The sequence below is a fragment of the Polycladomyces subterraneus genome (assembly GCF_030433435.1).
Classification (GTDB): domain Bacteria; phylum Bacillota; class Bacilli; order Thermoactinomycetales; family JIR-001; genus Polycladomyces; species Polycladomyces subterraneus.
Genome location: NZ_JANRHH010000029.1, coordinates 147960 through 172706 on the forward strand (window position 1 = coordinate 147960; position 24747 = coordinate 172706).

At 55.3% G+C, this 24747-nt stretch carries 37 protein-coding genes; all 37 read left to right on the forward strand.

Features of this window, described 5'->3' with window-relative positions:
• The first annotated feature begins 54 nt into the window (after positions 1-54).
• The 37 genes from rpoC (at position 55) to rplQ (ending at position 24684) form a co-directional block, all read left to right on the forward strand.
• Positions 55-3669, forward strand: a complete 3615-nt coding sequence (rpoC, locus tag NWF35_RS06630; RefSeq protein ID WP_301238292.1) for a DNA-directed RNA polymerase subunit beta' — start codon at positions 55-57, stop codon at positions 3667-3669.
• A gap of 368 nt (positions 3670-4037) precedes the next feature.
• The gene (locus NWF35_RS06635; protein WP_301238293.1) at positions 4038-4286 is read left to right on the forward strand and encodes a 50S ribosomal protein L7ae-like protein; all 249 of its coding nucleotides are present in this window, start codon (positions 4038-4040) and stop codon (positions 4284-4286) included.
• 153 nt (positions 4287-4439) lie between these two features.
• Complete coding sequence (gene rpsL / locus NWF35_RS06640; RefSeq protein WP_205494130.1) at positions 4440-4853, forward strand: 30S ribosomal protein S12; 414 nt, start codon at positions 4440-4442, stop codon at positions 4851-4853.
• Between the two features lie 35 nt (positions 4854-4888).
• Positions 4889-5359, forward strand: a complete 471-nt coding sequence (rpsG, locus tag NWF35_RS06645) for a 30S ribosomal protein S7 (RefSeq protein ID WP_205494143.1) — start codon at positions 4889-4891, stop codon at positions 5357-5359.
• A gap of 34 nt (positions 5360-5393) precedes the next feature.
• Complete coding sequence (fusA, locus tag NWF35_RS06650) at positions 5394-7469, forward strand: elongation factor G (protein ID WP_301238294.1); 2076 nt, start codon at positions 5394-5396, stop codon at positions 7467-7469.
• Between the two features lie 248 nt (positions 7470-7717).
• On the forward strand, positions 7718-8908 hold the full coding sequence (tuf, locus tag NWF35_RS06655; protein WP_301238295.1) for an elongation factor Tu: 1191 nt from the start codon (positions 7718-7720) through the stop codon (positions 8906-8908).
• Between the two features lie 573 nt (positions 8909-9481).
• Positions 9482-9790 (forward strand): 30S ribosomal protein S10, encoded by a 309-nt coding sequence (gene rpsJ / locus NWF35_RS06660; RefSeq protein WP_205494146.1) that lies wholly within the window; start codon positions 9482-9484, stop codon positions 9788-9790.
• A gap of 42 nt (positions 9791-9832) precedes the next feature.
• On the forward strand, positions 9833-10459 hold the full coding sequence (rplC, locus tag NWF35_RS06665) for a 50S ribosomal protein L3 (protein WP_301238296.1): 627 nt from the start codon (positions 9833-9835) through the stop codon (positions 10457-10459).
• 27 nt (positions 10460-10486) lie between these two features.
• A complete protein-coding gene (gene rplD, locus NWF35_RS06670) occupies positions 10487-11113 on the forward strand; it encodes a 50S ribosomal protein L4 (RefSeq protein ID WP_212773789.1) in 627 nt (208 codons plus the stop codon).
• Entirely contained in the window at positions 11110-11397 is a 288-nt protein-coding gene (gene rplW, locus NWF35_RS06675) for a 50S ribosomal protein L23 (RefSeq protein WP_301238297.1), read from the forward strand. Before rplD ends, rplW begins: the two co-directional genes overlap by 4 nt.
• A 26-nt stretch (positions 11398-11423) precedes the next feature.
• Positions 11424-12254: a 50S ribosomal protein L2 gene (gene rplB, locus NWF35_RS06680; RefSeq protein ID WP_205494154.1), complete on the forward strand. Its 831-nt coding sequence runs from the start codon at positions 11424-11426 to the stop codon at positions 12252-12254.
• A gap of 45 nt (positions 12255-12299) precedes the next feature.
• Positions 12300-12581, forward strand: coding sequence for a 30S ribosomal protein S19 (rpsS, locus tag NWF35_RS06685; protein WP_205494156.1), 282 nt, complete (start codon positions 12300-12302; stop codon positions 12579-12581).
• 36 nt (positions 12582-12617) lie between these two features.
• Complete coding sequence (gene rplV / locus NWF35_RS06690; RefSeq protein ID WP_301238298.1) at positions 12618-12950, forward strand: 50S ribosomal protein L22; 333 nt, start codon at positions 12618-12620, stop codon at positions 12948-12950.
• 14 nt (positions 12951-12964) lie between these two features.
• Positions 12965-13624: a 30S ribosomal protein S3 gene (rpsC, locus tag NWF35_RS06695; RefSeq protein ID WP_301238299.1), complete on the forward strand. Its 660-nt coding sequence runs from the start codon at positions 12965-12967 to the stop codon at positions 13622-13624.
• A gap of 3 nt (positions 13625-13627) precedes the next feature.
• On the forward strand, positions 13628-14053 hold the full coding sequence (gene rplP / locus NWF35_RS06700) for a 50S ribosomal protein L16 (protein ID WP_301238300.1): 426 nt from the start codon (positions 13628-13630) through the stop codon (positions 14051-14053).
• Positions 14050-14262, forward strand: a complete 213-nt coding sequence (rpmC, locus tag NWF35_RS06705; protein ID WP_205494174.1) for a 50S ribosomal protein L29 — start codon at positions 14050-14052, stop codon at positions 14260-14262. The genes rplP and rpmC overlap by 4 nt, the downstream gene beginning before the upstream one ends.
• A complete protein-coding gene (gene rpsQ / locus NWF35_RS06710; RefSeq protein WP_212773791.1) occupies positions 14259-14522 on the forward strand; it encodes a 30S ribosomal protein S17 in 264 nt (87 codons plus the stop codon). Before rpmC ends, rpsQ begins: the two co-directional genes overlap by 4 nt.
• Before the next feature lie 32 nt (positions 14523-14554).
• Positions 14555-14923, forward strand: coding sequence for a 50S ribosomal protein L14 (gene rplN, locus NWF35_RS06715; RefSeq protein WP_205494184.1), 369 nt, complete (start codon positions 14555-14557; stop codon positions 14921-14923).
• 68 nt (positions 14924-14991) lie between these two features.
• Positions 14992-15348 carry a 50S ribosomal protein L24 gene (rplX, locus tag NWF35_RS06720; protein WP_301238332.1) on the forward strand — a complete coding sequence of 119 codons (357 nt, stop codon included), beginning with the start codon at positions 14992-14994 and terminating at the stop codon, positions 15346-15348.
• A 30-nt stretch (positions 15349-15378) separates the two neighbouring features.
• Positions 15379-15927 (forward strand): 50S ribosomal protein L5, encoded by a 549-nt coding sequence (gene rplE / locus NWF35_RS06725; RefSeq protein ID WP_301238301.1) that lies wholly within the window; start codon positions 15379-15381, stop codon positions 15925-15927.
• Between the two features lie 37 nt (positions 15928-15964).
• Complete coding sequence (locus NWF35_RS06730) at positions 15965-16150, forward strand: type Z 30S ribosomal protein S14 (RefSeq protein ID WP_205494188.1); 186 nt, start codon at positions 15965-15967, stop codon at positions 16148-16150.
• A gap of 24 nt (positions 16151-16174) precedes the next feature.
• A complete protein-coding gene (gene rpsH / locus NWF35_RS06735; protein WP_205494190.1) occupies positions 16175-16573 on the forward strand; it encodes a 30S ribosomal protein S8 in 399 nt (132 codons plus the stop codon).
• 31 nt (positions 16574-16604) lie between these two features.
• A complete protein-coding gene (gene rplF / locus NWF35_RS06740) occupies positions 16605-17141 on the forward strand; it encodes a 50S ribosomal protein L6 (protein WP_301238302.1) in 537 nt (178 codons plus the stop codon).
• A 30-nt stretch (positions 17142-17171) separates the two neighbouring features.
• Complete coding sequence (gene rplR, locus NWF35_RS06745) at positions 17172-17540, forward strand: 50S ribosomal protein L18 (RefSeq protein WP_301238303.1); 369 nt, start codon at positions 17172-17174, stop codon at positions 17538-17540.
• 17 nt (positions 17541-17557) lie between these two features.
• Entirely contained in the window at positions 17558-18055 is a 498-nt protein-coding gene (rpsE, locus tag NWF35_RS06750) for a 30S ribosomal protein S5 (RefSeq protein ID WP_301238304.1), read from the forward strand.
• 12 nt (positions 18056-18067) lie between these two features.
• Entirely contained in the window at positions 18068-18256 is a 189-nt protein-coding gene (gene rpmD, locus NWF35_RS06755; protein ID WP_212773797.1) for a 50S ribosomal protein L30, read from the forward strand.
• Between the two features lie 34 nt (positions 18257-18290).
• Positions 18291-18731, forward strand: coding sequence for a 50S ribosomal protein L15 (gene rplO / locus NWF35_RS06760; RefSeq protein ID WP_301238305.1), 441 nt, complete (start codon positions 18291-18293; stop codon positions 18729-18731).
• The gene (gene secY / locus NWF35_RS06765; RefSeq protein WP_301238306.1) at positions 18731-20038 is read left to right on the forward strand and encodes a preprotein translocase subunit SecY; all 1308 of its coding nucleotides are present in this window, start codon (positions 18731-18733) and stop codon (positions 20036-20038) included. Before rplO ends, secY begins: the two co-directional genes overlap by 1 nt.
• A 126-nt stretch (positions 20039-20164) precedes the next feature.
• On the forward strand, positions 20165-20818 hold the full coding sequence (locus tag NWF35_RS06770) for an adenylate kinase (protein WP_301238307.1): 654 nt from the start codon (positions 20165-20167) through the stop codon (positions 20816-20818).
• Positions 20815-21570 (forward strand): type I methionyl aminopeptidase, encoded by a 756-nt coding sequence (map, locus tag NWF35_RS06775; protein ID WP_301238308.1) that lies wholly within the window; start codon positions 20815-20817, stop codon positions 21568-21570. The genes NWF35_RS06770 and map overlap by 4 nt, the downstream gene beginning before the upstream one ends.
• 14 nt (positions 21571-21584) lie before the next feature.
• Positions 21585-21890, forward strand: coding sequence for a KOW domain-containing RNA-binding protein (locus NWF35_RS06780; RefSeq protein ID WP_363321564.1), 306 nt, complete (start codon positions 21585-21587; stop codon positions 21888-21890).
• 5 nt (positions 21891-21895) lie between these two features.
• Positions 21896-22114, forward strand: coding sequence for a translation initiation factor IF-1 (infA, locus tag NWF35_RS06785; RefSeq protein WP_173224352.1), 219 nt, complete (start codon positions 21896-21898; stop codon positions 22112-22114).
• Positions 22115-22226: 112 nt separating this feature from the next.
• The gene (gene rpmJ / locus NWF35_RS06790; RefSeq protein WP_003322638.1) at positions 22227-22340 is read left to right on the forward strand and encodes a 50S ribosomal protein L36; all 114 of its coding nucleotides are present in this window, start codon (positions 22227-22229) and stop codon (positions 22338-22340) included.
• 17 nt (positions 22341-22357) lie between these two features.
• Complete coding sequence (rpsM, locus tag NWF35_RS06795; protein ID WP_205494217.1) at positions 22358-22726, forward strand: 30S ribosomal protein S13; 369 nt, start codon at positions 22358-22360, stop codon at positions 22724-22726.
• A gap of 17 nt (positions 22727-22743) precedes the next feature.
• Positions 22744-23142: a 30S ribosomal protein S11 gene (gene rpsK / locus NWF35_RS06800; protein WP_205494219.1), complete on the forward strand. Its 399-nt coding sequence runs from the start codon at positions 22744-22746 to the stop codon at positions 23140-23142.
• 174 nt (positions 23143-23316) lie between these two features.
• Positions 23317-24261 (forward strand): DNA-directed RNA polymerase subunit alpha, encoded by a 945-nt coding sequence (locus tag NWF35_RS06805; RefSeq protein WP_212773803.1) that lies wholly within the window; start codon positions 23317-23319, stop codon positions 24259-24261.
• Between the two features lie 33 nt (positions 24262-24294).
• On the forward strand, positions 24295-24684 hold the full coding sequence (rplQ, locus tag NWF35_RS06810) for a 50S ribosomal protein L17 (protein ID WP_205494223.1): 390 nt from the start codon (positions 24295-24297) through the stop codon (positions 24682-24684).
• Positions 24685-24747 lie beyond the last annotated feature (63 nt).

The following is a 24747-nucleotide window of genomic DNA, read 5'->3' on the forward strand; positions in this document are numbered from 1 at the left end:
TTGAGCGGAGAAAATCCGGCGTGATATGGGATGATCCTGAGGGAGGAATGCCCTGTGCTCGATGTCAACAACTTTGAATTCATGAAAATCGGCCTGGCCTCTCCGGATAAAATTCGCTCCTGGTCTCGTGGTGAGGTGAAAAAGCCGGAAACGATCAACTACCGGACGCTGAAACCCGAGAAGGAAGGGTTGTTCTGCGAGAAAATCTTCGGTCCGACCAAGGACTGGGAGTGTCATTGCGGCAAATACAAACGCGTCCGGTATAAAGGCGTCGTCTGCGATCGATGCGGTGTGGAAGTGACGCGGTCCAAAGTGCGGCGTGAGCGGATGGGTCACATTGAGCTCGCCGCACCCGTCTCCCACATTTGGTACTTTAAGGGGATCCCCAGCCGTATGGGGTTGGTGCTGGACATGTCGCCCCGCGCACTGGAGGAAGTGATCTATTTCGCCTCCTACGTGGTGGTGGATCCAGGACCGACGCCGCTGGAGAAAAAGCAATTGCTTTCCGAAAAAGAGTACCGTGCATATCGTGAGAAGTACGGCAACGCCTTCACGGCGATGATGGGGGCGGAAGCGATCAAGCGCCTCCTGCAGGAGATCGATCTGGACAAAGAGGTCGAAGCACTGAAGGAAGAAATCCAGACAGCGCAAGGACAACGCCGCAACCGGGCGATCAAGCGGTTGGAAGTGCTGGAGGCGTTCCGCAACTCCGGGAACCGGCCTGAGTGGATGATCTTGGACGTGTTGCCGGTCATTCCGCCGGAATTGCGGCCGATGGTCCAGCTGGACGGCGGACGTTTCGCCACGTCCGACCTGAACGACCTGTACCGTCGCGTGATCAACCGGAACAACCGGCTGAAACGGCTGTTGGACCTGGGTGCTCCGGACATCATCGTGCAAAACGAGAAGCGGATGTTGCAAGAGGCTGTGGATGCGCTGATCGATAACGGACGCCGCGGTCGTCCGGTGACAGGCCCCGGTAACCGGCCGCTCAAATCTCTTTCGCACATGTTGAAAGGGAAACAAGGGCGGTTCCGTCAAAACCTGCTTGGTAAACGGGTGGACTACTCCGGCCGTTCCGTGATCGTGGTGGGGCCTAACCTGAAAATGTATCAGTGCGGCCTGCCGAAGGAAATGGCACTGGAGCTGTTCAAACCGTTCGTGATGAAAGAGTTGGTGGCCAAAGGACTGGCTCACAACATCAAAAGCGCGAAACGAAAAGTGGAGCGCGTGCATCCGGAAGTGTGGGATGTTCTGGAGGAAGTGATCAAAGAACATCCCGTCCTGCTGAACCGGGCGCCGACATTGCACCGGTTGGGAATTCAGGCGTTTGAGCCGGTCTTGGTAGAAGGACGCGCCATCAAACTGCATCCGCTCGTCTGTACGGCGTACAACGCTGACTTCGATGGGGACCAGATGGCCGTCCACGTGCCGTTGTCCGCGGAAGCGCAAGCGGAGGCACGCATCCTGATGCTGGCGGCGCAGAACATCCTGAACCCCAAAGACGGAAAACCGGTCGTCACGCCGTCGCAGGACATGGTGTTGGGGTCGTATTACCTCACTCTCGAAAAAGAGGGCGAAAAGGGCGAAGGTCGCGTCTTCGCCACGCCGGGTGAAGCGATCAACGCCTATCAACAAGGGTATGTCACCCTGCACTCGCGGATTGTCATTCCGGCACGGAGCTTGAACAAAACATCCTTTACGGAAAAACAACAAAACGCCTTGTTGGTGACGACGGTCGGGAAGATTATTTTCAACGAGATTTTCCCGAAAGAATTCCCGTATATCAACGAACCGACCAAAGCGAACTTGAAAGGCACGCCGGATCGGTACTTCATCTTCGAAAAAGGCGTCAACATTCCGGAGTTCATCCGGCAACTGCCGGATCCCGGTGCCGTGAAAAAAGGGTATCTCGGCACGCTCATCGCCGAGTGCTTCCGCCGGTTCGGTACCACGCAAACCGCGATCATCCTCGACAATATCAAGGAGCTCGGCTTCAAATATTCGACCAAAGCCGGGATCACGATGGCGGTGTCTGACGTGGTGGTGCCGGAAGAGAAACAGGATATCCTGAATGAAGCGGAAGAAAAGGTACAGGCCGTGTTGAAGCAGTACCGCCGCGGTCTGATTACGGACGAAGAGCGGTATAACCGGGTGATCTCGATCTGGAGCCAAGCCAAGGATGACATCACGAATATCTTGATGAAGAAGCTTGGCAAATTTAACCCGATCTATATGATGGCCAACTCGGGTGCGCGGGGGAACGTCTCTCAGATTACTCAGCTCGCCGGGATGCGGGGTCTGATGGCCAACCCGTCGGGTCGGATCATCGAGTTGCCCATCAAATCCAACTTCCGTGAAGGATTGACCGTGTTGGAGTACTTCATCTCCACTCACGGAGCGCGGAAAGGATTGGCGGATACGGCGCTTCGGACTGCAGACTCGGGATACCTCACCCGCCGCTTGGTCGACGTGGCGCAAGATGTCATCGTTCGCGAAGAGGATTGCGGTACGGACAAAGGTTTGACCGTGCGCACGATTCAGGAAGGCAACGAAGTGATCGAGGAACTGTACGACCGGATCGTCGGCCGGGTGGCGTTCAAAACGATCCGCCATCCGGAAACGGGCGAAGTGATCGTCGAACCCAACCAGATGATCGACGAAGTGATCGCCAACAAGATTGTTGAGGCCGGTATCAAGGAAGTGGAAATTCGTTCGGTGCTCACCTGCCGTACCAACCATGGCGTCTGCAAACGTTGTTACGGACGCAACCTGGCACTGGGCACGCAGGTGGAGATCGGCGAAGCGGTCGGAATCATCGCCGCGCAGTCGATCGGGGAACCGGGTACCCAGTTGACCATGCGGACTTTCCACACCGGCGGCGTGGCTGGAGACGACATCACCCAAGGTTTGCCGCGGATTCAAGAGCTGTTTGAAGCGCGCAATCCGAAAGGGCAAGCCGTTATTACCGAGATCGACGGGGAAGTCGTGGACATCCGCGAAGTGAAGGATCGCCGCGAAATCGAGATCAAAGGCGACGTGGAGACCAAAGTGTATCAAGTGCCGTTTGGTTCCCGCATCTCCGTGGCTGTCGGCGATACCGTGCAAGCGGGCGATGTGCTGACGGAGGGATCCGTTGATCCGAAAGACCTGCTCCGGATTCGTGGTGTGCGGGGCGTGCAGGAATACCTGCTGGCCGAGGTACAGAAGGTATACCGGATGCAAGGTGTGGAGATCAACGATAAGCACGTGGAAGTGATGATAAGGCAGATGTTGCGCAAGGTGCGCATCACCGATGCCGGCGACACCGACCTATTGCCCGGTTCGTACGTGGATTTGCACGAATACGAAGAAGCGAACAAAAAAGTGCTGTTGAACGGCGGTGAACCTGCTGTTGCACGGCCGGTTCTCCTGGGGATCACGAAAGCGTCGCTGGAAACCGAATCGTTCCTGTCGGCAGCTTCGTTCCAAGAGACGACCCGCGTGTTGACGGATGCGGCCATCAAGGGCAAAGTGGACCGTTTGCTCGGGTTGAAGGAGAACGTGATCATCGGGAAGCTGATCCCGGCGGGTACCGGTATGGCCCGTTACCGTTCCTTGAAATTGAATGTAAAAGGTCAGGGTGCCGAAGAAGACGCGGGGACAAAGGAAGCCGTCACGGTCGACTGAGAGATGTCCGATTATGCGTTGGTAGAAATCCTGCGAGCGAACCTAATCCTTGCGAAAATGGGAGCAAGAGGGCAGGTTGCCCGCAAACAGTGAGGGGGGGGCGAAAGTCCTCTCTCACCTGAGCCGATTTCATTTGCGGGCAACGTCTCTATGCGGAGCGTACTTTTCCTTCCGTGCGCTTCAGGTTCAAAGCGGAGATAGAAGGCGGCTGTTCTGGACCTTACTCAAACGTTTTCCAGATTCGCCTTGGTGGGTTCGGGCGGGCACATGTGGGAAAATCGCCCGCCCCATCCCTTATTGACATCCTCTGATCCAGGTGGTAATATATCTCCGTGTGCTTGGTAAATTTCACTTTGGAGGGCTTTATAGTGCTTTATGAAAAAGTGAAACAAGCGACCAACATGGTGATCGGTACCAAGCAGACCAAAAAAGCGATTGAGCAAGGAAAGGCACAAGAGGTGATCGTGGCGAAGGATGCCGACGCCAAGGTGACAACACCCATCATCTCGATGTGCCGCGATCGGGGTATCGCCGTTAATTATGTCGATTCCATGCGCGAACTCGGAAAAGCATGCGGAATCGAAGTCGGCGCGGCCGCGGTTGCGATCCTGAAGTAAATAAGGAACGACAAGATAGATGACCGCGTACCGGCAATGAAACGGAACGCGGTTCAATCATGCATGTGAAAGTCGTTCGTGTTCCTTGCTTTTTAATGAGCCGCCCGGCTCTGTGGTCTTGCGAAACACCGAATCAAGAGGAGGTGGACCAGGATGCCCACGATTAACCAACTGGTACGGAAAGGTCGGAAGCAGAAAAAGACCAAATCCAAATCTCCGGCGCTGCAATACGGCTACAATAGCTTCCGCAAAGAGTTGATCAAGCAAAGCTCTCCGCAAAAACGGGGTGTTTGCACCCGTGTGGGAACCATGACCCCGAAAAAGCCGAACTCGGCACTGCGGAAGTACGCCCGTGTGCGCTTGACCAACGGCATTGAAGTGACCGCCTACATTCCGGGGATCGGTCACAACCTGCAAGAACACTCCGTCGTGTTGGTGCGCGGCGGACGGGTGAAAGACCTGCCGGGTGTGCGCTACCACATCGTGCGCGGCGCGTTGGATACGGCTGGCGTGCAGAACCGGATGCAGGGCCGCTCCAAGTATGGAGCCAAACGGCCGAAGAAGTAACGGTTGCAGATACATGATGCAAAGGAGGGATCAGCATGCCTCGTAAGGGACCAGTGCCTCGCCGTGATGCCCTCCCGGATCCGATTTACAACAGCAAACTGGTGACGCGCTTGATCAACCGGCTGATGTACGACGGGAAAAAGGGGAAGGCACAAAAAATCCTGTACGAAGCGTTTGACATCATTCGCGAGCGTACGGGCAAAGATCCGATGGAAGTGTTTGAACAAGCCCTGAAAAACGTGATGCCGGTCTTGGAAGTGAAAGCCCGCCGGGTTGGGGGCGCCAACTACCAAGTGCCGGTGGAAGTGAAACCGGAACGGCGCACGAGTTTGGGGCTGCGTTGGTTGGTCAGCTACGCACGCTTGCGTGGTGAAAAAACGATGCAGGAGCGTCTGGCCAACGAAATCATGGACGCGGCGAACAACACCGGCGCGGCTGTGAAGAAGAAAGAAGACACGCACCGGATGGCGGAAGCCAACCGTGCATTTGCTCACTACCGCTGGTAAGCGGACTGCTTGAACACGAAAGGAGACATTTCCGATGGCACGTGAGTTCTCCTTGGAGAAAACGCGGAATATCGGGATCATGGCTCACATCGACGCCGGTAAAACCACGACCACTGAGCGGATCTTGTTCTACACCGGCCGCGTGCACAAAATCGGGGAAGTACACGAAGGCGCGGCCACCATGGACTGGATGGAGCAAGAACAAGAACGCGGGATCACTATCACTTCCGCGGCGACGACCTGCCAGTGGAAAGGACACCGGATCAACATCATCGACACTCCGGGTCACGTGGATTTTACGGTCGAAGTGGAACGATCCCTGCGCGTATTGGATGGAGCGGTTGGGGTGTTCTGCGCCAAGGGTGGCGTAGAGCCGCAATCGGAAACTGTGTGGCGGCAAGCTGACAAATATGGCGTACCGCGGATCGCCTACGTGAACAAAATGGACATCGTTGGCGCTGACTTCTACGGTGCGGTGGAACAAATGCGGGAACGCCTGCAAGCCAACGCCGTGCCGATTCAGTTGCCGATCGGTGCCGAAGATACCTTCGAAGGTATCATCGACCTCGTCAAAAACTGCGCGTACTACTACCTGGACGATCTGGGTACACAGACGGAAGCGCGCGAAATCCCCGACGAGTACAAGGAGAAAGCGGAAGAATACCGTACCGCTCTCTTGGAAGCCGTCGCGGAGATTGACGAGGAACTGATGATGAAATACCTCGAAGGGGAAGAAATTACCGAAGAGGAAATCGTGGCCGCTTTGCGGAAAGGTACCTGTGAAGTGAAAATCACTCCGGTACTGTGCGGTTCCTCGTACAAAAACAAAGGGGTTCAAATGCTCCTGGATGCAGTCGTCGCATATCTGCCGTCTCCGGTGGACGTGCCGGATATTCGCGGCGAACTGCCGGACGGAACGGAAGCGACCCGGAAATCGGGCGATAACGAACCGTTCGCTGCACTGGCGTTCAAGATCATGTCCGACCCCTACGTCGGAAAACTCACCTTCTTCCGGGTGTATTCGGGTACACTTAACTCCGGTTCCTACGTACTGAACTCCACCAAAGGCAAGCGTGAGCGGATCGGTCGGATTCTGCAAATGCACGCTAACCACCGTGAAGAGATCAGCACCGTATATGCCGGTGACATTGCGGCCGCGGTCGGCCTGAAAGACACGACGACCGGGGACACCTTGTGCGATGAGAAACACCCGATTATCCTGGAATCCATGGTCTTCCCGGAACCGGTGATCTCGATCGCCATCGAGCCGCAATCCAAAGCGGACCAAGACAAGATGGCGATGGCGCTGGCCAAACTGGCTGAGGAAGATCCGACGTTCCGCACCCATACTGACGAAGAGACGGGACAAACCATCATCTCCGGTATGGGCGAGCTGCACCTCGACATCATCGTGGACCGTCTGCGCCGCGAGTTTAAAGTGGAAGCCAAAGTGGGTAAACCGCAAGTGGCTTACAAAGAAACCTTCCGCAAATCGGCCAAAGTGGAAGGGAAATTCATCCGGCAAACGGGTGGACGCGGTCAATACGGTCACGTCTGGATCGAATTCGAACCGCTGCCGGAAGGCTCCGGTTTCGTATTCGAAAACAAAATCGTCGGCGGTGTGGTGCCGAAAGAATACATCCCGGCCGTGCAGGCGGGTATCGAAGAAGCCATGCAAAATGGCGTGTTGGCAGGATATCCGATGGTGGACATCAAAGCGACCATCTTCGATGGTTCGTACCACGATGTCGACTCCTCGGAAATGGCCTTCAAGATCGCCGGCTCTCTTGCCTTAAAAGCGGCTAAGGACAAATGTGACCCGGTGCTTCTGGAGCCGATCATGAAAGTGGAAGTGGTCGTTCCGGAAGAATATATGGGTGACATCATGGGTGACATCAACTCCCGCCGCGGTCGCGTCGAGGGCATGGAAGCGCGCGGTAACGCGCAAGTGATTCGTGGTATGGTGCCGCTGGCTGAAATGTTCGGTTATGCGACCACCCTGCGGTCCAAGACGCAAGGACGCGGTACCTTCACGATGCAATTCGACCACTATGAAGAAGTGCCGAAAAACATCGCGGAGGAGATTATCGCGAAAAACGCAGGTAAATAATCACTCGGTTGTTGACAACCGTTCATCATAGGGCGGAAGCCGTCCCCCTGATGAGCGATTCATCCGCTGGCTTGGCCGACGGAGCTACAGACGGGGGGCGGCGATCCGCGGAACGTTATCGGCAATCACACATGCCTGCGATGTATCATCATGAAAGTCAGTGGCGGAACTTATGTGAATGATTTCGCCTCCGACTTTCTCACATACATCTAAAAAACTTATGGCAAATTTGAAGGAGGATCACGAAAATGGCCAAAGCCAAATTCGAGCGTACGAAACCGCACGTCAACATTGGTACGATCGGTCACGTTGACCACGGTAAAACCACGTTGACCGCCGCTATCACCACCGTTTTGGCAAAAACCGGTGGCGCTGTGGCAACTGCTTACGACCAAATCGACAAAGCTCCGGAAGAAAAAGAACGGGGCATCACGATCTCCACGGCTCACGTGGAATATGAAACCGAAAACCGTCACTATGCGCACGTGGACTGCCCGGGTCACGCTGACTACGTGAAAAACATGATCACCGGTGCGGCCCAAATGGACGGTGCGATCCTCGTAGTGTCCGCTGCGGATGGTCCGATGCCGCAAACCCGGGAGCACATCCTGCTGTCCCGTCAGGTCGGCGTTCCGTACATCGTCGTGTTCTTGAACAAAGTGGACATGGTAGACGACGAAGAGCTGCTTGAACTGGTGGAAATGGAAGTGCGCGACCTGTTGTCCGAGTACGAATTCCCGGGCGACGAAATCCCGGTTGTGAAAGGTTCCGCTCTGAAAGCGCTGGAAAACCCGGACAGCGAGTGGGCCGATGCCATTCTCGAACTGATGAAAGCCGTTGACGAGTACATCCCGACCCCGGAACGTGACAAAGACAAACCGTTCCTGATGCCGGTCGAGGACGTGTTCTCCATCACCGGTCGTGGTACGGTGGCCACCGGTCGTGTGGAACGCGGTACCATTAAAGTTGGCGACGAAGTGGAAATCGTGGGTCTGGCTGACGAAACCAAGAAAACGGTTGTTACCGGCGTGGAAATGTTCCGCAAGCTGCTGGATGTGGCTGAAGCCGGGGACAACATCGGTGCCCTGCTGCGCGGTGTTGACCGGACAGAAGTTGAGCGCGGTCAAGTGTTGGCCAAACCTGGCAGCGTGAACCCGCACACCAAATTCGAAGCCCAAGTATACATTCTGACCAAAGAAGAGGGCGGCCGTCACACCCCGTTCTTCAACGGTTATCGTCCGCAGTTCTACTTCCGGACCACGGACGTGACCGGCGTCATCAAACTGCCGGAAGGCACCGAAATGGTGATGCCTGGTGACAACATCAAAATGGAAGTGGAACTGATCGCTCCGATCGCGATCGAAGAAGGTACCCGTTTCGCGATCCGCGAAGGTGGACGCACCGTGGGTGCCGGTGCCGTGTCCAAAATCCTCGGCTAATAAGCGCGGGGATGGGACAAACCCTCCGGGGAAATTCCCGGAGGGTTTTTATTTCTGGTGAGCAGAAACGTGCGAAACTTGAAACGAAGTGTGATTCATGAATTGATATGCTGGTCGGGAAATCAGAGCCCATGATCTTTGACATCAACTTGAATCATTCAAGGACATTATTCTAGCAAACACATTTGTAGGTGTCTTAGCGTTTTTTGTTCAATGCGGTCGCAAAGGTTTCACCAATGATGACACGAGTTGGGAACAAAGAAACGGTATGGATCAGATGCAGCCAAGTATGGTCTGCCGATGGCGTGTCCGGTCATTCACAGATCTTTTCCAGCAATGATTTCCCGTGAAAACAGCCATATCCCAGTCGCTGATCACACGAAAGAGGAGAACCTAGAAAAAATCACGGTTTTCCTTGCATCGGCCTGATGAATTCATTATAATAGGGAATGTTGGTCGTGGACAGCGATGATGCGGAAGGTTGCCGACACACCCGGCCCCTTTGCCATGGCCGGGGCGGGAAATTTTCGCGGAGAAGTCCATTTGCAAAATGGGCGAAAAGGAGGGGTATCCATGGCAAAACAAAAGATTCGCATCCGGCTCAAAGCGTACGACCACCGCATTCTGGATCAATCGGCGGAGAAAATCGTCGATACGGCGAAACGGACGGGTGCCGGCGTATCCGGTCCGATTCCGCTGCCGACGGAACGTTCCGTCTACACGATCCTGCGGGCGGTGCACAAGTACAAAGACTCGCGCGAGCAATTCGAGATGCGCACGCATAAACGGTTGATCGACATCGTCAACCCCACCCCGCAAACGGTGGATGCCTTGATGCGTTTGGATCTGCCGTCCGGCGTGGATATCGAAATCAAATTGTGATACAGCATCAGAGAGGAAACACGGTGGTAGGAGGTGTGCGACGTGAAAGGGATTCTCGGCAAAAAACTGGGGATGACTCAGGTGTTCACTGCCGATGGTACCGTGGTGCCCGTTACGGTGATCGCGGCCGGTCCGTGCGTGGTTCTGCAAAAGAAAGAAGTGGCCACCGACGGATACGAAGCCGTTCAATTGGGTTTTGAAGACAAAAAAGAGCATCGGGCCAACAAGCCGGAAATCGGCCATGCGAAAAAAGCGAACACGACGCCGAAAAAATTTGTGCGCGAAATCCGCGGCATGAATCCGGCTGAATACGAATTGGGCCAAGAAATCAAAGTGGATTTGTTTCAGGAAGGGGAAATCGTGGACGTCACCGGCACGTCGAAAGGGAAAGGATTTGCCGGTGCCATTAAGCGGCACAACCAAGCTCGCGGTCCGATGAGCCACGGTTCCCGTTATCATCGGGGCCCCGGTTCCTTGGGTCCGATCGCGCCGAACCGCGTGTTCAAGGGGCAAACGCTCCCGGGACGCATGGGTGGCGAGCGTGTGACGATTCAAAACCTGGAAATCGTGAAAGTGGACACGGAAAACAACCTGCTGTTGGTCAAAGGGTCGATTCCGGGTCCGCGTAACAGCTATGTGATCGTGAAATCCGCGGTAAAAAGCCGGTAATGAATGTCAGAGAAGGAGGGAGACGACATGCCCAAGGTAGCAGTATACGACATGAACGGCAGCCAAGTGGGGGAAATCGAACTGTCCGAAGCGATCTTCGGCATCGAGCCCAACAAGGCCGTTCTGCATGATGCCGTTGTGATGCAACAGGCATCTCTGCGCCGGGGAACCCACGCGGTGAAAAACCGTGCAGCCGTACGCGGCGGTGGACGGAAACCCTGGCGGCAAAAAGGTACCGGGCGCGCGCGTCACGGAAGCATTCGTTCGCCTCTGTGGGTGGGCGGTGGCGTGGTGTTCGGACCGACTCCGCGCAGCTACGCTTACAAATTGCCGAAAAAAGTACGTCGTCTGGCCATCAAATCCGCATTGTCCGCGAAAGTGAAGGACAACGAACTCATCGTGCTGGACGATCTGAAAATGGAACAACCGAAAACGCGTGAAATGGTTCGCGTGCTCAACAACCTGAACGCTGACCGCAAAGCGCTGGTTGTCAGCGGTGCATTTGATGAGAACGTGGCCTTGTCCGCGCGCAACATTCCCGGCGTGAAGTTCATCCAAGCAGATGGTATCAACGTGCTGGATGTACTGAGCCACGACAAGCTCATCATGACTCGGGACGCCATTGCCCGGGTGGAGGAGGTGTTCAGCCGGTGAAAGACCCGCGCGACATCATCCGTCGTCCGATCATCACGGAAAAATCGACCGAGATGAACGAAGAGCGGAAATACGCCTTTGAAGTGGATCTGCGTGCCAACAAAACGGAGATCAAACAAGCCGTCGAAAAAATCTTCGGCGTGAAAGTGGAAAAAGTGAACACGATGCGTGTTCGCGGCAAGAAAAAACGCTATGGTCGTTTTACCGGCCGCACGCCTGAACGTAAAAAAGCGATCGTGAAACTGACGGCTGACAGCAAGCCCATCGAACTGTTCGAAGTGTAAGCCCAGGGAAAAGGAGGGAATGAGGTATGGGCATCAAACGTTTTAAACCGACTTCTCCGGGTCGTCGTCAAATGACGGTGTCCACTTTTGAGGAGATTACGACGGATAAACCGGAAAAATCGCTTGTTGTTACTTTGCCCAAAAAGTCCGGCCGTAACAACCAAGGGAAAATCACGGTCCGGCACCAAGGCGGCGGTCACAAGCGGAAATACCGGATCATCGACTTCAAACGCGACAAAGACGGTATTCCCGGCCGCGTTGCCACGATCGAATACGATCCGAACCGTTCAGCTAACATCGCCCTCATTCATTATGCGGACGGTGAAAAACGGTACATCTTGGCGCCGCACGGCCTGAAAGTGGGTCAGGAAATCATGTCCGGTCCAGATGCGGACATCAAAGTGGGGAACGCCCTGCCGTTGGCCAACATTCCGGTCGGTACGGTGATCCACAACATCGAGCTGAAGCCGGGACGCGGCGGACAATTGGTCCGTGCTGCTGGTGCGCAAGCGCAATTGATGGGGAAAGAAGGCAAATACGCCATCGTGCGTTTGACCTCCGGCGAAATGCGGATGATTCACATCAACTGCCGCGCGACGATCGGCCAAGTGGGTAACCTGGATCACGAGCTGATCACGATCGGGAAAGCCGGACGTGCTCGTTGGCTCGGCAAACGCCCGACGGTGCGCGGTTCCGTGATGAACCCGAGTGACCACCCGCACGGCGGTGGTGAAGGTAAGGCTCCGATCGGTCGGAAATCTCCGGTCACTCCGTGGGGTAAACCGACGTTGGGCTACAAAACACGGAAGAAAAACAAGCCTTCGGACAAATACATCATCCGTCGTCGCAAGAAGTAACGGCTTTTTGTGTCATAAGCACCTACCGGAAGGGAGGTTGGATGCATGGGTCGCAGCCTGAAAAAAGGGCCCTTTGCGGATGAGCATCTGTTGAAAAAAGTGCGGGAGCTGAACGAAAAGAACGAGAAGCGCGTGATCAAAACCTGGTCCCGTCGTTCCACCATTTTCCCGGAATTCGTCGGACACACGATTGCCGTGCACGACGGACGCAAACACGTACCGGTGTACATCACGGAAGACATGGTGGGGCACAAACTGGGTGAGTTCGTGCCGACCCGCACCTTCCGCGGTCATGCGGGAGATGACAAGAAAACGAAGAAGCGGTAAGGAAGGCGCTAGGTTAGCGAGAGAGGAGGTCGTCACATGCAAGCGAAAGCCGTCGCTCGTTACGTACGGATTGCACCTCGCAAAGCGCGTTTGGTAATTGACTTGATCCGCGGCAAATCGGTGGAGGAAGCGTTGGCGATCCTGCGTTTCACCCCGCGCGCCGCTTCTCCGATCATCGAGAAAGTGCTCAAGTCCGCCGTCGCGAACGCTGAGCACAATCACAACATGGACGTACGGCGGTTGGTCGTGGAAAAAGCGTACGTGGACGAAGGGCCCACGATGAAACGGTACCGTCCGCGCGCACAGGGACGTGCCAGCCGGATCAATAAACGGACCAGCCACATCACGGTCGTCGTATCTGAGAAATAAGGAGGGATGAATCGGTGGGTCAAAAGGTAAGCCCGGTAGGTTTGCGGGTTGGCATCATCCGTGACTGGGAATCCAAATGGTTTGCCGGGAAAGATTATGCCGACCTGTTGCACGAGGACATCAAGATTCGGGAGTTCATTCGCAAACGGATGAAAGACGCCGCGGTCTCGAGCATCGAGATTGAGCGGGCAGCCAACCGCGTCAACATCACCATTCACACCGCGAAACCGGGGATGGTGATTGGTAAGGGCGGTTCGGAAGTCGAAGCATTGCGTCAAGCGCTGAACAAATTGACCGGAAAAAAAGTGCACATCAACATCAGCGAAATCAAAAATCCGGAACTGGACGCTTATCTGGTGGCGGAAAATATCGCGCAACAACTGGAGCGCCGTATTTCGTTCCGCCGTGCGATGAAACAAGCGATCCAACGTACCTTGCGCGCCGGCGCGAAAGGGATTCGCACCCAAGTGAGCGGTCGTCTGGGCGGTGCGGACATCGCGCGTACGGAAGGGTACAGCGAAGGTACGGTGCCGCTTCACACCTTGCGTGCGGATATCGACTACGGTTTTGCTGAAGCGCACACGACCTACGGACGTATTGGTGTGAAAGTGTGGATTTATCGCGGTGAAGTGCTTCCCAAGAAGAAAAAAGGAGACGCGGAAGGGGGCGAATAAACGATGCTGATGCCGAAACGCACCAAGTACCGCAAAGAGCATCGCGGCCGGATGAAAGGCCGGGCCAAAGGCGGTACCGAAGTGGCATTCGGTGAATACGGTCTGCAGGCGTTGGAGCCGGCATGGATCACCAACCGGCAAATCGAAGCAGCTCGTGTCGCCATGACCCGTTACATCAAACGGGGCGGGAAAGTCTGGATCAAAATCTTCCCGGACAAACCGGTAACCCAAAAACCGCTTGAGGTGCGGATGGGTAGCGGTAAAGGTTCGCCCGAAAAATGGGTGGCCGTCGTCAAACCGGGTAAAATCTTGTTTGAATTGGCAGGGGTGCCGGAAGAAGTCGCACGTGAAGCGATGCGGCTGGCGGCCCACAAACTGCCGATCAAAACGAAATTCGTAAAACGGAACGAAGCGGGTGGTAGCGAATGAAAGCGAAAGAGCTGATGGACATGACCACCGCGGAAATCGAACAAAAACTGCGTGAGTTAAAGGAAGAACTGTTTAACCTCCGGTTCCAGAAAGCGACTGGGCAATTGGAAAACCCGGCCCGGATCCGTCAGGTTCGCAAAGACATCGCCCGCGCGAAAACCGTTTTGCGGGAGCGCGAACTGGGGATCGAAAGGAGGAAACAGGCATGACCGAGCGCAATCGTCGGAAAGTACGCGTCGGCAAAGTGGTCAGCGATAAGATGGATAAGACGATTGTCGTGGCGGTGGAGACCTACAAACGGGATCCTCTGTACGGCAAGCGCGTGAAATACACCAAAAAGTTCAAAGCCCATGATGAGCAAAACCAAGCCAAAGTGGGCGACATTGTGAAAATCATGGAAACGCGGCCGCTCTCAAAGGAGAAGCGTTGGCGTTTGGTTGAGATCGTCGAAGAAGCCGTGATCATCTGACGCTCGGGAAGCGAAGGGAAGGAGGGAAACCGATGATTCAACCGCAAAGCCGCCTGCGCGTAGCTGACAACTCCGGAGCCAAAGAATTGATGTGCATCAAAGTGCTGGGCGGATCGAAACGGAAATCCGCTGGGATCGGTGACATCATCGTAGCTTCCGTGAAACAGGCAACACCCGGTGGCGTTGTCAAGAAAGGGGACGTCGTGAAAGCTGTTGTGGTGCGTACGGTTCGTCCGACTCGCCGTAGCGATGGTTCCTATATCCGTTTTGACGAAAACGCCGCTGTGGTGATCAGGGAAGACAAAAGCCCGCGCGGTACCCGGATTTTCGGACCGGTGGCCCGGGAATTGCGCGAAAAAGACTTCATGAAAATCATCTCGCTGGCGCCGGAAGTACTCTGACGGCGTGGCGTAACCCAACCAACGCAACGTGAGGAGGTGCCGAGATGAGCGCCAAGCGCCCGAACAAATTGCACATCAAAGCGGGAGACACCGTGATCGTGATGCGCGGGAAAGAAGCGCCGACGCGCGACAAAAACGGAAACAAAGTGTACACCAAAGGTCGGGTATTGAAAGTGTTTCCGAAAGAGCAACGCGCGTTGGTGGAAGGGGTCAACATGGTGAAGAAGCACAGCCGTCCGACCCCGAATAACCCGCAAGGCGGTATCATTGAAAAAGAAGCGCCGATTCACATTTCCAACTTGATGTTGGAAGACCCGAAAACAAAAGAGCCGACCCGGATCGGATACAAATTCGTGGAAGGCAAAGACGGCAAACCGAGAAAAGTACGCTATGCCAAAAAATCCGGCGAAATTATCGACAAATGACGGACGGATTGAGGAAGGGAGGGACCTCTGTTGGCAACACCCAGGCTCAAACAGAAATACCGTGAAGAGATCACCCCGGCCCTGATGAAGAAGTTCAACTATGCTTCGCCGATGCAGGTGCCGAAAGTGGAAAAAGTGGTGATCAACATGGGTGTGGGTGAAGCGGTGCAAAATCCGAAAGTGCTGGATGGCGCCGTGGAAGACCTCACCTTGATTTCCGGTCAGAAACCGGTGATTACCCGGGCAAAAAAATCGATCGCAGGATTCAAATTGCGGGAAGGCATGCCGATCGGTTGCAAAGTGACGTTGCGTGGCGATCGGATGTATTACTTCCTGGACAAATTGTTCAACGTGGCGCTACCGCGCGTGCGTGACTTCCGCGGCGTGTCTCCGAAATCCTTCGACGGTCGCGGCAACTACACGCTCGGTTTGAAAGAGCAGCTGATCTTCCCGGAAATCGACTATGATAAAGTGGACAAAGTGCGCGGGATGGACGTCATTATCGTCACCACCGCCGAGACGGACGAAGAAGCCCGTGAATTGCTCGCGCAATTGGGTATGCCCTTTCGCAAACAATAAACCGGAACGTGACTAAACGGCAAAGGAGGGGGATCCGTTGGCCAAGAAATCAATGATCGCCAAGGCGAAGCGCAAACCGAAATTCAAAGTGCGCGCCTACACCCGGTGTGAGCGGTGCGGACGGCCGCACGCCGTCATGCGCAAGTTCCGCCTCTGCCGGATTTGCTTCCGTGAATTGGCGTACAAAGGGCAGATTCCCGGCGTGAAAAAAGCCAGCTGGTAATGGAAGTGGAAGGAGGGAAAGAGCATGGTGATGACAGACCCGATTGCTGACATGCTGACACGGATCCGCAACGCGAACTTGGTTCGCCATGAGAGCTTGGAAGTGCCTGCTTCCAAAATCAAGCGCGAGATCTGCGAAATTTTGAAGCGCGAAGGGTTTATCCGCGACGCGGAATACATCGAGGACGGAAAACAAGGGATCATCCGGATCTTCTTGAAGTACGGCAAGAACAATGAACGCGTCATCACCGGGCTGAAGCGGATCAGCAAACCGGGCTTGCGCGTCTACGCGAAGCACAACGAAATCCCGCGTGTACTGCGCGGTCTCGGCATTGCGATCTTGTCCACCTCGAAAGGGGTCATGACGGACAAAGAAGCGCGTCAAGCCAAGGTGGGCGGCGAAGTTATCTGCTACGTGTGGTAATATAGGCGGAAATGAATGGAGGTGAACACGTATGTCGCGGATCGGCAAGAAACCGATTGACATCCCCAACGGGGTGGAAGTGACAATCAATGGAAGCCACGTGGTCATCAAAGGACCGAAAGGCACGTTGGAACGGACATTCCACCCCGATATGACGATCAAATTGGAAGACAACCAACTGGTGGTGGAGCGGCCGAGCGATGAGCGCCATCATCGCGCGTTGCACGGAACCACCCGCAGCCTTTTGGCCAACATGGTCGAAGGGGTAACGAACGGATTCAGCAAGACTCTGGAGCTGGTCGGTGTCGGTTACCGCGCCCAGAAAAAAGGCAACACGGTCGTTATTAATGTCGGTTACTCCCACCCGGTTGAGGTGGAACAACGGGAAGGCATCGAGCTGGAAGTCCCGGCACAAAACCAAATCGTGGTCAAAGGGATCGACAAACAGCTCGTGGGTGCCGTGGCGGCCAACATTCGCGCCATTCGCGAACCCGAGCCGTATAAAGGCAAAGGGATCAAATATATTGACGAACGGATTCGGCGTAAAGAGGGTAAAACCGGTAAGTAATCTTAGGAACGTGAAGGGAGTGAATGCGGCGTGATCACCAAAGTGGACCGCAATCAAAAGCGGAAAAAGCGTCATCTGCGTGTGCGGAAAAAAGTGTTCGGCACGGCTGAGCGTCCGCGTTTGAACGTGTTCCGCTCGGCCAAGAACATCTACGCGCAACTGATCGATGACGTTGCCGGTCACACGGTGGCTTCCGCTTCCACCTTGGATCCGGAATTCAAGGAACTCGGGATCTACGGCGGCAATGTCGAAGCCGCGCGCAAAGTCGGCGAACTGATCGCGAAACGGGCGATTGAAAAAGGATACAAAAAAGTGGTCTTCGACCGCGCGGGTTACCTCTATCACGGACGGGTGAAAGCCCTGGCCGAAGGTGCCCGGGAAGGAGGGCTCGAGTTTTGAGCAAAGGAGGGAAACCGATGAAAAACGAACCGGCTGCGACCGAACTGATTGAAAAAGTGGTCAGCATCAACCGGGTGGCCAAAGTGGTGAAGGGGGGTCGCCGGTTCAGCTTCAGCGCGCTGGTCGTCGTCGGTGACGGCAAAGGCATGGTCGGTGCCGGGATCGGTAAGGCCGCTGAAGTACCGGAAGCGATCCGGAAGGGGATCGAAGACGCGAAGAAGAATATGATTCGTGTCCCGTTGATGGGTACTACGATTCCGCATGAAATCACCGGTAAATTCGGTGCCGGCCGCGTCCTGTTGATGCCGGCTTCCGAAGGTACGGGTGTGATCGCCGGCGGTCCGGTACGTGACGTGTTGACCGTGGCCGGCGTAGGCGACATCCTGACGAAATCGATCGGTTCCAACAACCCGATCAACATGGTGCGGGCTACGTTGGAAGGCCTGAAAGGATTGAAACGGCCGGAGGAAGTGGCGCGCCTGCGCGGAAAAACCGTCGAGGAACTGTTAGGATAAGGAGGGATGACCGTGGCAAAGAAACTGGCTATCACCCTCAAACGGAGTATGATCGGCCGTCCGGAAAAGCACCGGGTCACCCTTCGCACGTTGGGTCTTCGCAAACGGGAACAAACCGTGGTACACAGTGACAATCCGGCTATTCGCGGGATGGTCAATCAAGTCAAGCACCTGGTGGAAGTAAAGGAGATCGACGAGTAATCGACGAGCACACGACGAAGAGGAGGTGCGAGTGATGAAGCTCCATGAGCTGCAACCTGCTCCGGGTTCCCGGAAACCGAAAAAGCGGGTGGGCCGCGGAATTGCCGCCGGACAAGGTAAAACGGCGGGCCGGGGCACCAAAGGTCAAAAAGCGCGTTCGGGCGGTGGCGTTCGTCCGGGATTTGAGGGGGGACAAAACCCCATTTACCGTCGTTTGCCGAAACGCGGTTTCACCAACCCGAACCGGAAGGAGTATGCGGTGGTCAACCTCAGCACGTTGAACCGCTTTGAGGAAGGTACGGTTGTCACACCGGAGTTGTTGATGGAAACCGGTATTGTGAAGAAACTGCAAGACGGCTTGAAGGTACTGGGCGACGGTGAGCTGAAAGTGAAGCTGACGGTGAAAGCCCACAAATTCTCCCGCACTGCCGTGGAGAAAATCGAAGCCGCCGGTGGAGCGACGGAGGTGCTCTGATGTTTCAGACCCTGGGCAACATTTTCAGAGTGGAAGACCTGCGCCGTCGTATCTTATTCACCTTGTTGATGCTGGTCGTCTTCCGGATCGGCAGCTTCATCCCGGTCCCCAACACCAATGTGGACGCATTGAAGGCGCTGGAACAAGCCGGTGCATTCAGCCTGTTGAACACCTTTTCCGGTGGGGCGTTGCGTCAGTTCTCCATCTTTGCGATGGGGATCATGCCGTATATCACGGCGTCAATCATCGTCCAGCTGTTGACCATGGATGTGATTCCGAAGTTTGCGCAATGGGCCAAGGAAGGGGAAGTGGGTCGGCGCAAATTGGCACAGGTCACCCGGTATCTCACCATCGTGCTGGCCTTGATCCAGTCCGTCGGCTTGGCGATCGGTTTTGACCGTGCGGCGGGTACGGCCATGCCGGGAGTGGAGTTCATCACTGACAAGAGCTTTGCCTCATATGCGCTGATCTCACTGACGCTGACTGCGGGGACGGCCTTTTTGATGTGGCTGGGCGAGCAGATCACGGACAAGGGAATCGGGAACGGTATTTCCATCCTGATCTTTGCCGGGATTGTGGCGGGGATTCCCAGCGCGATTGCGCGGATTTACGAGTCCCAATTCGCCAATGCCGGTGATCAGGTCTTCCTCGTGATCGTGAAGCTGGTCATCATCTTGGCCGTGTTGGTGTTGATCGTGGCCGGTGTGATTTACATCCAACAGGGTGTTCGTAAGATACCGGTACAATACGCCAAGCGTGTGGTGGGCCGGAAAATGTTTGGAGGCCAATCCACACACATCCCGATGCGGGTTAACGCGGCAGGCGTGATTCCGGTGATCTTCGCCCTGTCGTTGTTGATGTTTCCGACCACCATCGCCCAATTCTGGCCGACCAACCCGGTGGCGGCGTGGATCATCACCAATCTGACTTATACCGCACCGTTGGGCATGACCCTGTATGTGTTGTTGATCATCGGGTTCACCTACTTCTACACGTTCGTGCAGATCAATCCGGTACAGTTGGCGGACCAGATGAAAAAGAACGGCGGCTACATCCCAGGGATCCGACCAGGCAAAAACACATCCGTCTATCTGACCAGGGTCATGAATCGCCTCACCTTGGCCGGGGCGCTGTTCCTGGCTGCGGTTTCGATTCTGCCTGTCTTCTTCACATCCGTGGCGAAATTGCCTACGTCGGTGCAAATTGGTGGGACATCGCTGCTGATCGTGATCGGTGTCGCACTGGAAACGATGAAAACGATCGAGAGTCAGCTGATCAAACGGCATTACAAAGGATTCATCAAATAGCACAGGTACCCCGGGACTGATCGGAACCGGGGACCGTAGTGCACCTAGTGAAAGGCCGAACAAGTGTGATGGATTGTGTCCATGTGGAACGCAGGTATTGTGAGTGGAAACCGGGAGGGATGCACCTTGAATATGGTCCTGATGGGACTGCCCGGAGCAGGTAAAGGCACGCAGGCTGAACGGATCGTCGCAGCATTCTCCGTCCCGCACATCTCGACAGGTGATATGTTTCGGCAAGCGGTCAAAGAGGGTACGTCGCTCGGTTTGGAAGCCAAGTCCTATATGGATCAAGGGCAACTGGTGCCGGACCGAGTGACGATCGGTATCGTTCGGGACCGCTTGGGCAAAGATGATTGTGCGGAAGGCTTTTTGTTGGACGGATTTCCTCGAACGGTCCCGCAAGCGGAAGCGTTGGATGAATTGTTGAAGGATATGGGACGTGGATTGGATCATGTGATCTATATTCGCGTCGGCGAAGAGGAATTGGTCAAACGGCTCACCGGCCGTCGCATCTGCCGCGACTGCGGTGCCACCTATCATGTGGTGTTTGCACCGCCGCGCCAGGAGGGTGTGTGTGACCGCTGTGGCGGGGAATTGTATCAAAGAGATGATGATCGCGAGGAAACCGTGGCCAAAAGGCTCCAAGTCAACTTGGAACAAACGAATCACCTGCTGAAGTACTACGAGTCCACGGGGATTCTGCGTACGATTGACGGCGAGCAACCGATCGAACAAGTAACGGCTTCCATTATGACGACGATTAGAGGGTCGAACGCATGATTATCCTGAAGTCGGCGAAGGAACTGGAACGCATGCGGGAAGCCGGGCGGATTGTGTACCTCACCCATCAGGCGATCAGGGAAGCGATTCGTCCTGGAATCACCACTCGGGAACTGGATCGGATAGCCGAACAGGTGATTCGCAAGCACGGCGCCACTCCTTCGTTTAAGGGGTATAACGGATTTCCCGGGAGTGTCTGCACCTCGGTCAACGACGAGCTCGTGCACGGGATTCCGGGAGACCGCGTGCTCCAGGAGGGAGACATCATCAGTGTCGACATCGGCGCTTGTTACCAAGGATACCATGGCGATTCGGCTTGGACATACCCGGTTGGCAAGGTTTCTGATACGGCAGCCCGTCTTCTGAAAGTGACGGAGGAATCCCTGTACAAGGGATTGGAGCAGGCCAAGCCCGGGGCACGGATCGGCGACATCGCGCACGCGATCCAGTCGTATGTTGAGCAAGCGGGGTTTTCGATCGTCCGGGAATACGTGGGGCATGGCATCGGTCAAAACCTGCATGAGGAACCGAGTGTTCCCAATTTCGGGACGCCGGGGCGTGGCCCTCGGTTAAAACCGGGTATGACCTTGGCCGTTGAACCGATGGTCAACGCCGGGAGCCGTTTTGTACGTACCCTGGCAGACAATTGGACGGTTGTGACACAGGATGGTTCCTTATGTGCCCATTTTGAACACACCATCGCGATCACGGAAGACGGCCATGAAATATTGACCATAGCGGAAAACGGGTGAAGGGTGATGTGGACGTGACTGATGCCGAAAGTCGACCACGTCTTGGCCAAATCGTCCGCGTGTTGCGCGGTCGGGAGGCGGGGTCGTATGCGATCATCGTCGGTGTGGAAGAACCGCGTTTTGTCTTATTGGCAGACGGAGACAAAAGGAAATTCGACCGCCCGAAGAAAAAGAATATCAGGCATATCCAGCCAACGAATCATATCGCCCAGGAAGTGGCGGATGCGTTGGCTGAGACCGGTCGCGTCACGAACGCGAAGTTACGGTACGCCCTGAACCAATACCTGCTTCATCACGGTGAGGAGCAGAAAGGAGAGTGAGGTCAATGGCCAAAGAAGATGTGATCGAGGTGGAAGGAACCGTTATCGAGCCGTTGCCCAATGCGATGTTCCGAGTGGAACTGGAGAACGGACACAAAGTGCTCGCGCATGTTTCCGGCAAAATTCGCATGCACTTCATCCGAATCTTGCCCGGCGACAAGGTGACGGTCCAGCTCTCCCCGTACGACTTAACCCGCGGCCGCATCACGTACCGGTACAAGTAAGCGTGATGGCGGTGCCTGGCACAAGCGGGTTCGGTTTCAGGTTGGATCGGACGATTCACGTGAGGAATCGACATTAGCTGGGCACCACGTGGGAAGACAGGAGGGAAACCGAATGAAAGTGAGACCTTCGGTAAAACCGATTTGCGAAAAATGCAAAGTGATTCGTCGCAAAGGTACTGTGATGGTCATTTGCGAAAACCCGAAGCACAAGCAAAAACAAGGATAAGACTGGAGGTGTGACACATGGCACGGATTGCAGGGGTAGACCTGCCGCGCGAGAAACGGATCGAAATCGCCCTGACCTATATCTACGGCATTGGCCGCTCTACGGCGAAAAAAATTCTGGCGGAAACCGGCATCAACCCGGACACCCGCACGCGTGATCTCACCGAAGACGAAGTGTCCAAACTGCGGAGCTACATCGACAAAAACCTGATCGTTGAGGGGGACCTCCGCCGCGAAGTCGCGCTCAACATCAAACGCTTGATCGAGATTGGTTGTTATCGTGGAATCCGTCACCGCCGCGGATTGCCGGTGCGCGGTCAACGGACAAAAACCAACGCCCGGACTCGGAAAGGTCCGCGCCGGACGGTTGCGAACAAGAAGAAATAATGTAAGGAGGGAATACCATGGCCAAGCGGAAAACCACCACTCAGCGCGTGAAGCGTCGTGTGCGTAAAAACATTGAATCCGGTGTGGCGCACATCCGTTCGACGTTCAACAACACGATCATCACCATCACCGATCCGCGCGGCAACGCAGTGGCTTGGGCGAGCGCCGGCACGATGGGCTTCAAGGGCTCGCGCAAAAGCACCCCGTTTGCTGCGCAGATGGCTGCCGAATCTGCCGCGAAACAAGCGATGGAACAAGGAATGCGTACAGTGGAAGTGTTGGTGAAAGGCCCGGGTGCGGGTCGGGAAGCGGCGATCCGTTCCTTGCAGGCGGCCGGATTGGAAGTCAGTCTGATCAAAGACGTGACGCCGATTCCGCACAACGGATGTCGTCCGCCGAAACGTCGTCGTGTCTGAGCGGATAGAAACCTTCCAGTCTCTGATTTGGTTTACCTTGCCAAAAATGTGTGTATACTGGATAGGACGGGAGGTAGTCTCTTGCCCTCCGGCGAATGAAAGAGGGTGAGAGAATCTGCCTATTGGTGCGATCTCACCCGGAACGCGACGTTCTGAAGGAGGGTTTCTAACCGTATGATTGAAATCGAAAAACCGAAAATCGAAGCCGTGGAAATGAGTGAAGATAACCGGTACGGCAAGTTTGTGGTGGAGCCCCTCGAACGGGGGTACGGTACCACGCTGGGTAACTCCCTCCGCCGCATTTTGCTGTCCTCCCTTCCGGGTGCGGCAGTCACCTCCATCCAGATCGACGGAGTCTTGCATGAGTTCTCCACCATTCCGGGTGTTGTCGAAGATACTACGGAGATCATTCTGAACCTGAAAAAGCTGGCATTGAAGATCCATTCGGACGAAGAAAAAGTGCTGGAGATCGATGTGGAAGGCGGCGGAGAAGTCAAAGCGGGCGACATTCGAGCTGACAGCGATGTCGAGGTGTTAAACCCGGATTTGCACATCGCCACTCTGGCCGATGACGGCCATTTGCGAATCCGGATGACTGCCAACCGCGGACGTGGATATGTTCCGGCCGAACGGAACAAAAAAGAAGATCAACCGATCGGTGTGATTCCGATCGATTCGATTTACACCCCGATCGAACGGGTGAACTACAAAGTAGAGAATACTCGCGTTGGTCAAGTGACCAACTACGACAAGCTGACACTGGAAGTGTGGACCAACGGCAGCTTGCGTCCGGATGAAGCGGTCAGCTTGGGCGCCAAGATTCTGACCGAACACCTGATGCTGTTTGTCGGCCTGACGGATGAGGCTAAAGAAGCCGAGATCATGGTTGAGAAAGAAGAAGACAAAAAAGAAAAAGTCATGGAAATGACCATCGAAGAGCTGGATCTGTCCGTCCGGTCTTACAATTGCCTGAAGCGGGCCGGCATCAACACCGTGCAAGAGCTGACGCAAAAAACGGAAGAAGACATGATGAAAGTGCGGAACCTGGGGCGCAAGTCCCTGGAGGAAGTGCAGGAGAAACTGGCCGAACTGGGTCTCTCCTTGCGCAAAGAAGAGTAACTGACAACTTGGATCAAGGGGGAGGGATAACCCATGGCATACGCGAAACTGGGTCGTAATTCCGCGGCACGCAAAGCGTTGTTCCGCGACCTCGTCACCGACCTGATCATCAATGAACGGATTGAAACCAGTGAAGCGAAAGCCAAAGAAGTGCGCTCCATCGTCGAAAAAATGATCACCCTGGCCAAACGCGGCGATTTGCACGCCCGTCGTCAAGCGGCGGCTTTCGTTCGCAAGCATCGTTCCCACACGGTGAAAGACGGGGCGGAAGTGACGCACGAAAAAGTGGACGCGGTGAAAAAGTTGTTTGACGAAATCGCACCCCGCTACGCGGAACGACAAGGCGGATACACCCGTATCATCAAGATCGGACCGCGCCGTGGCGACGCTGCTCCGATGGTCTATCTGGAACTCGTCAAGTAATGTGGAACCAGCTCGTTGTTTTTGGATGAAAGGGAGAGGGCAGGATCGCTTTGGTCCTGAAAT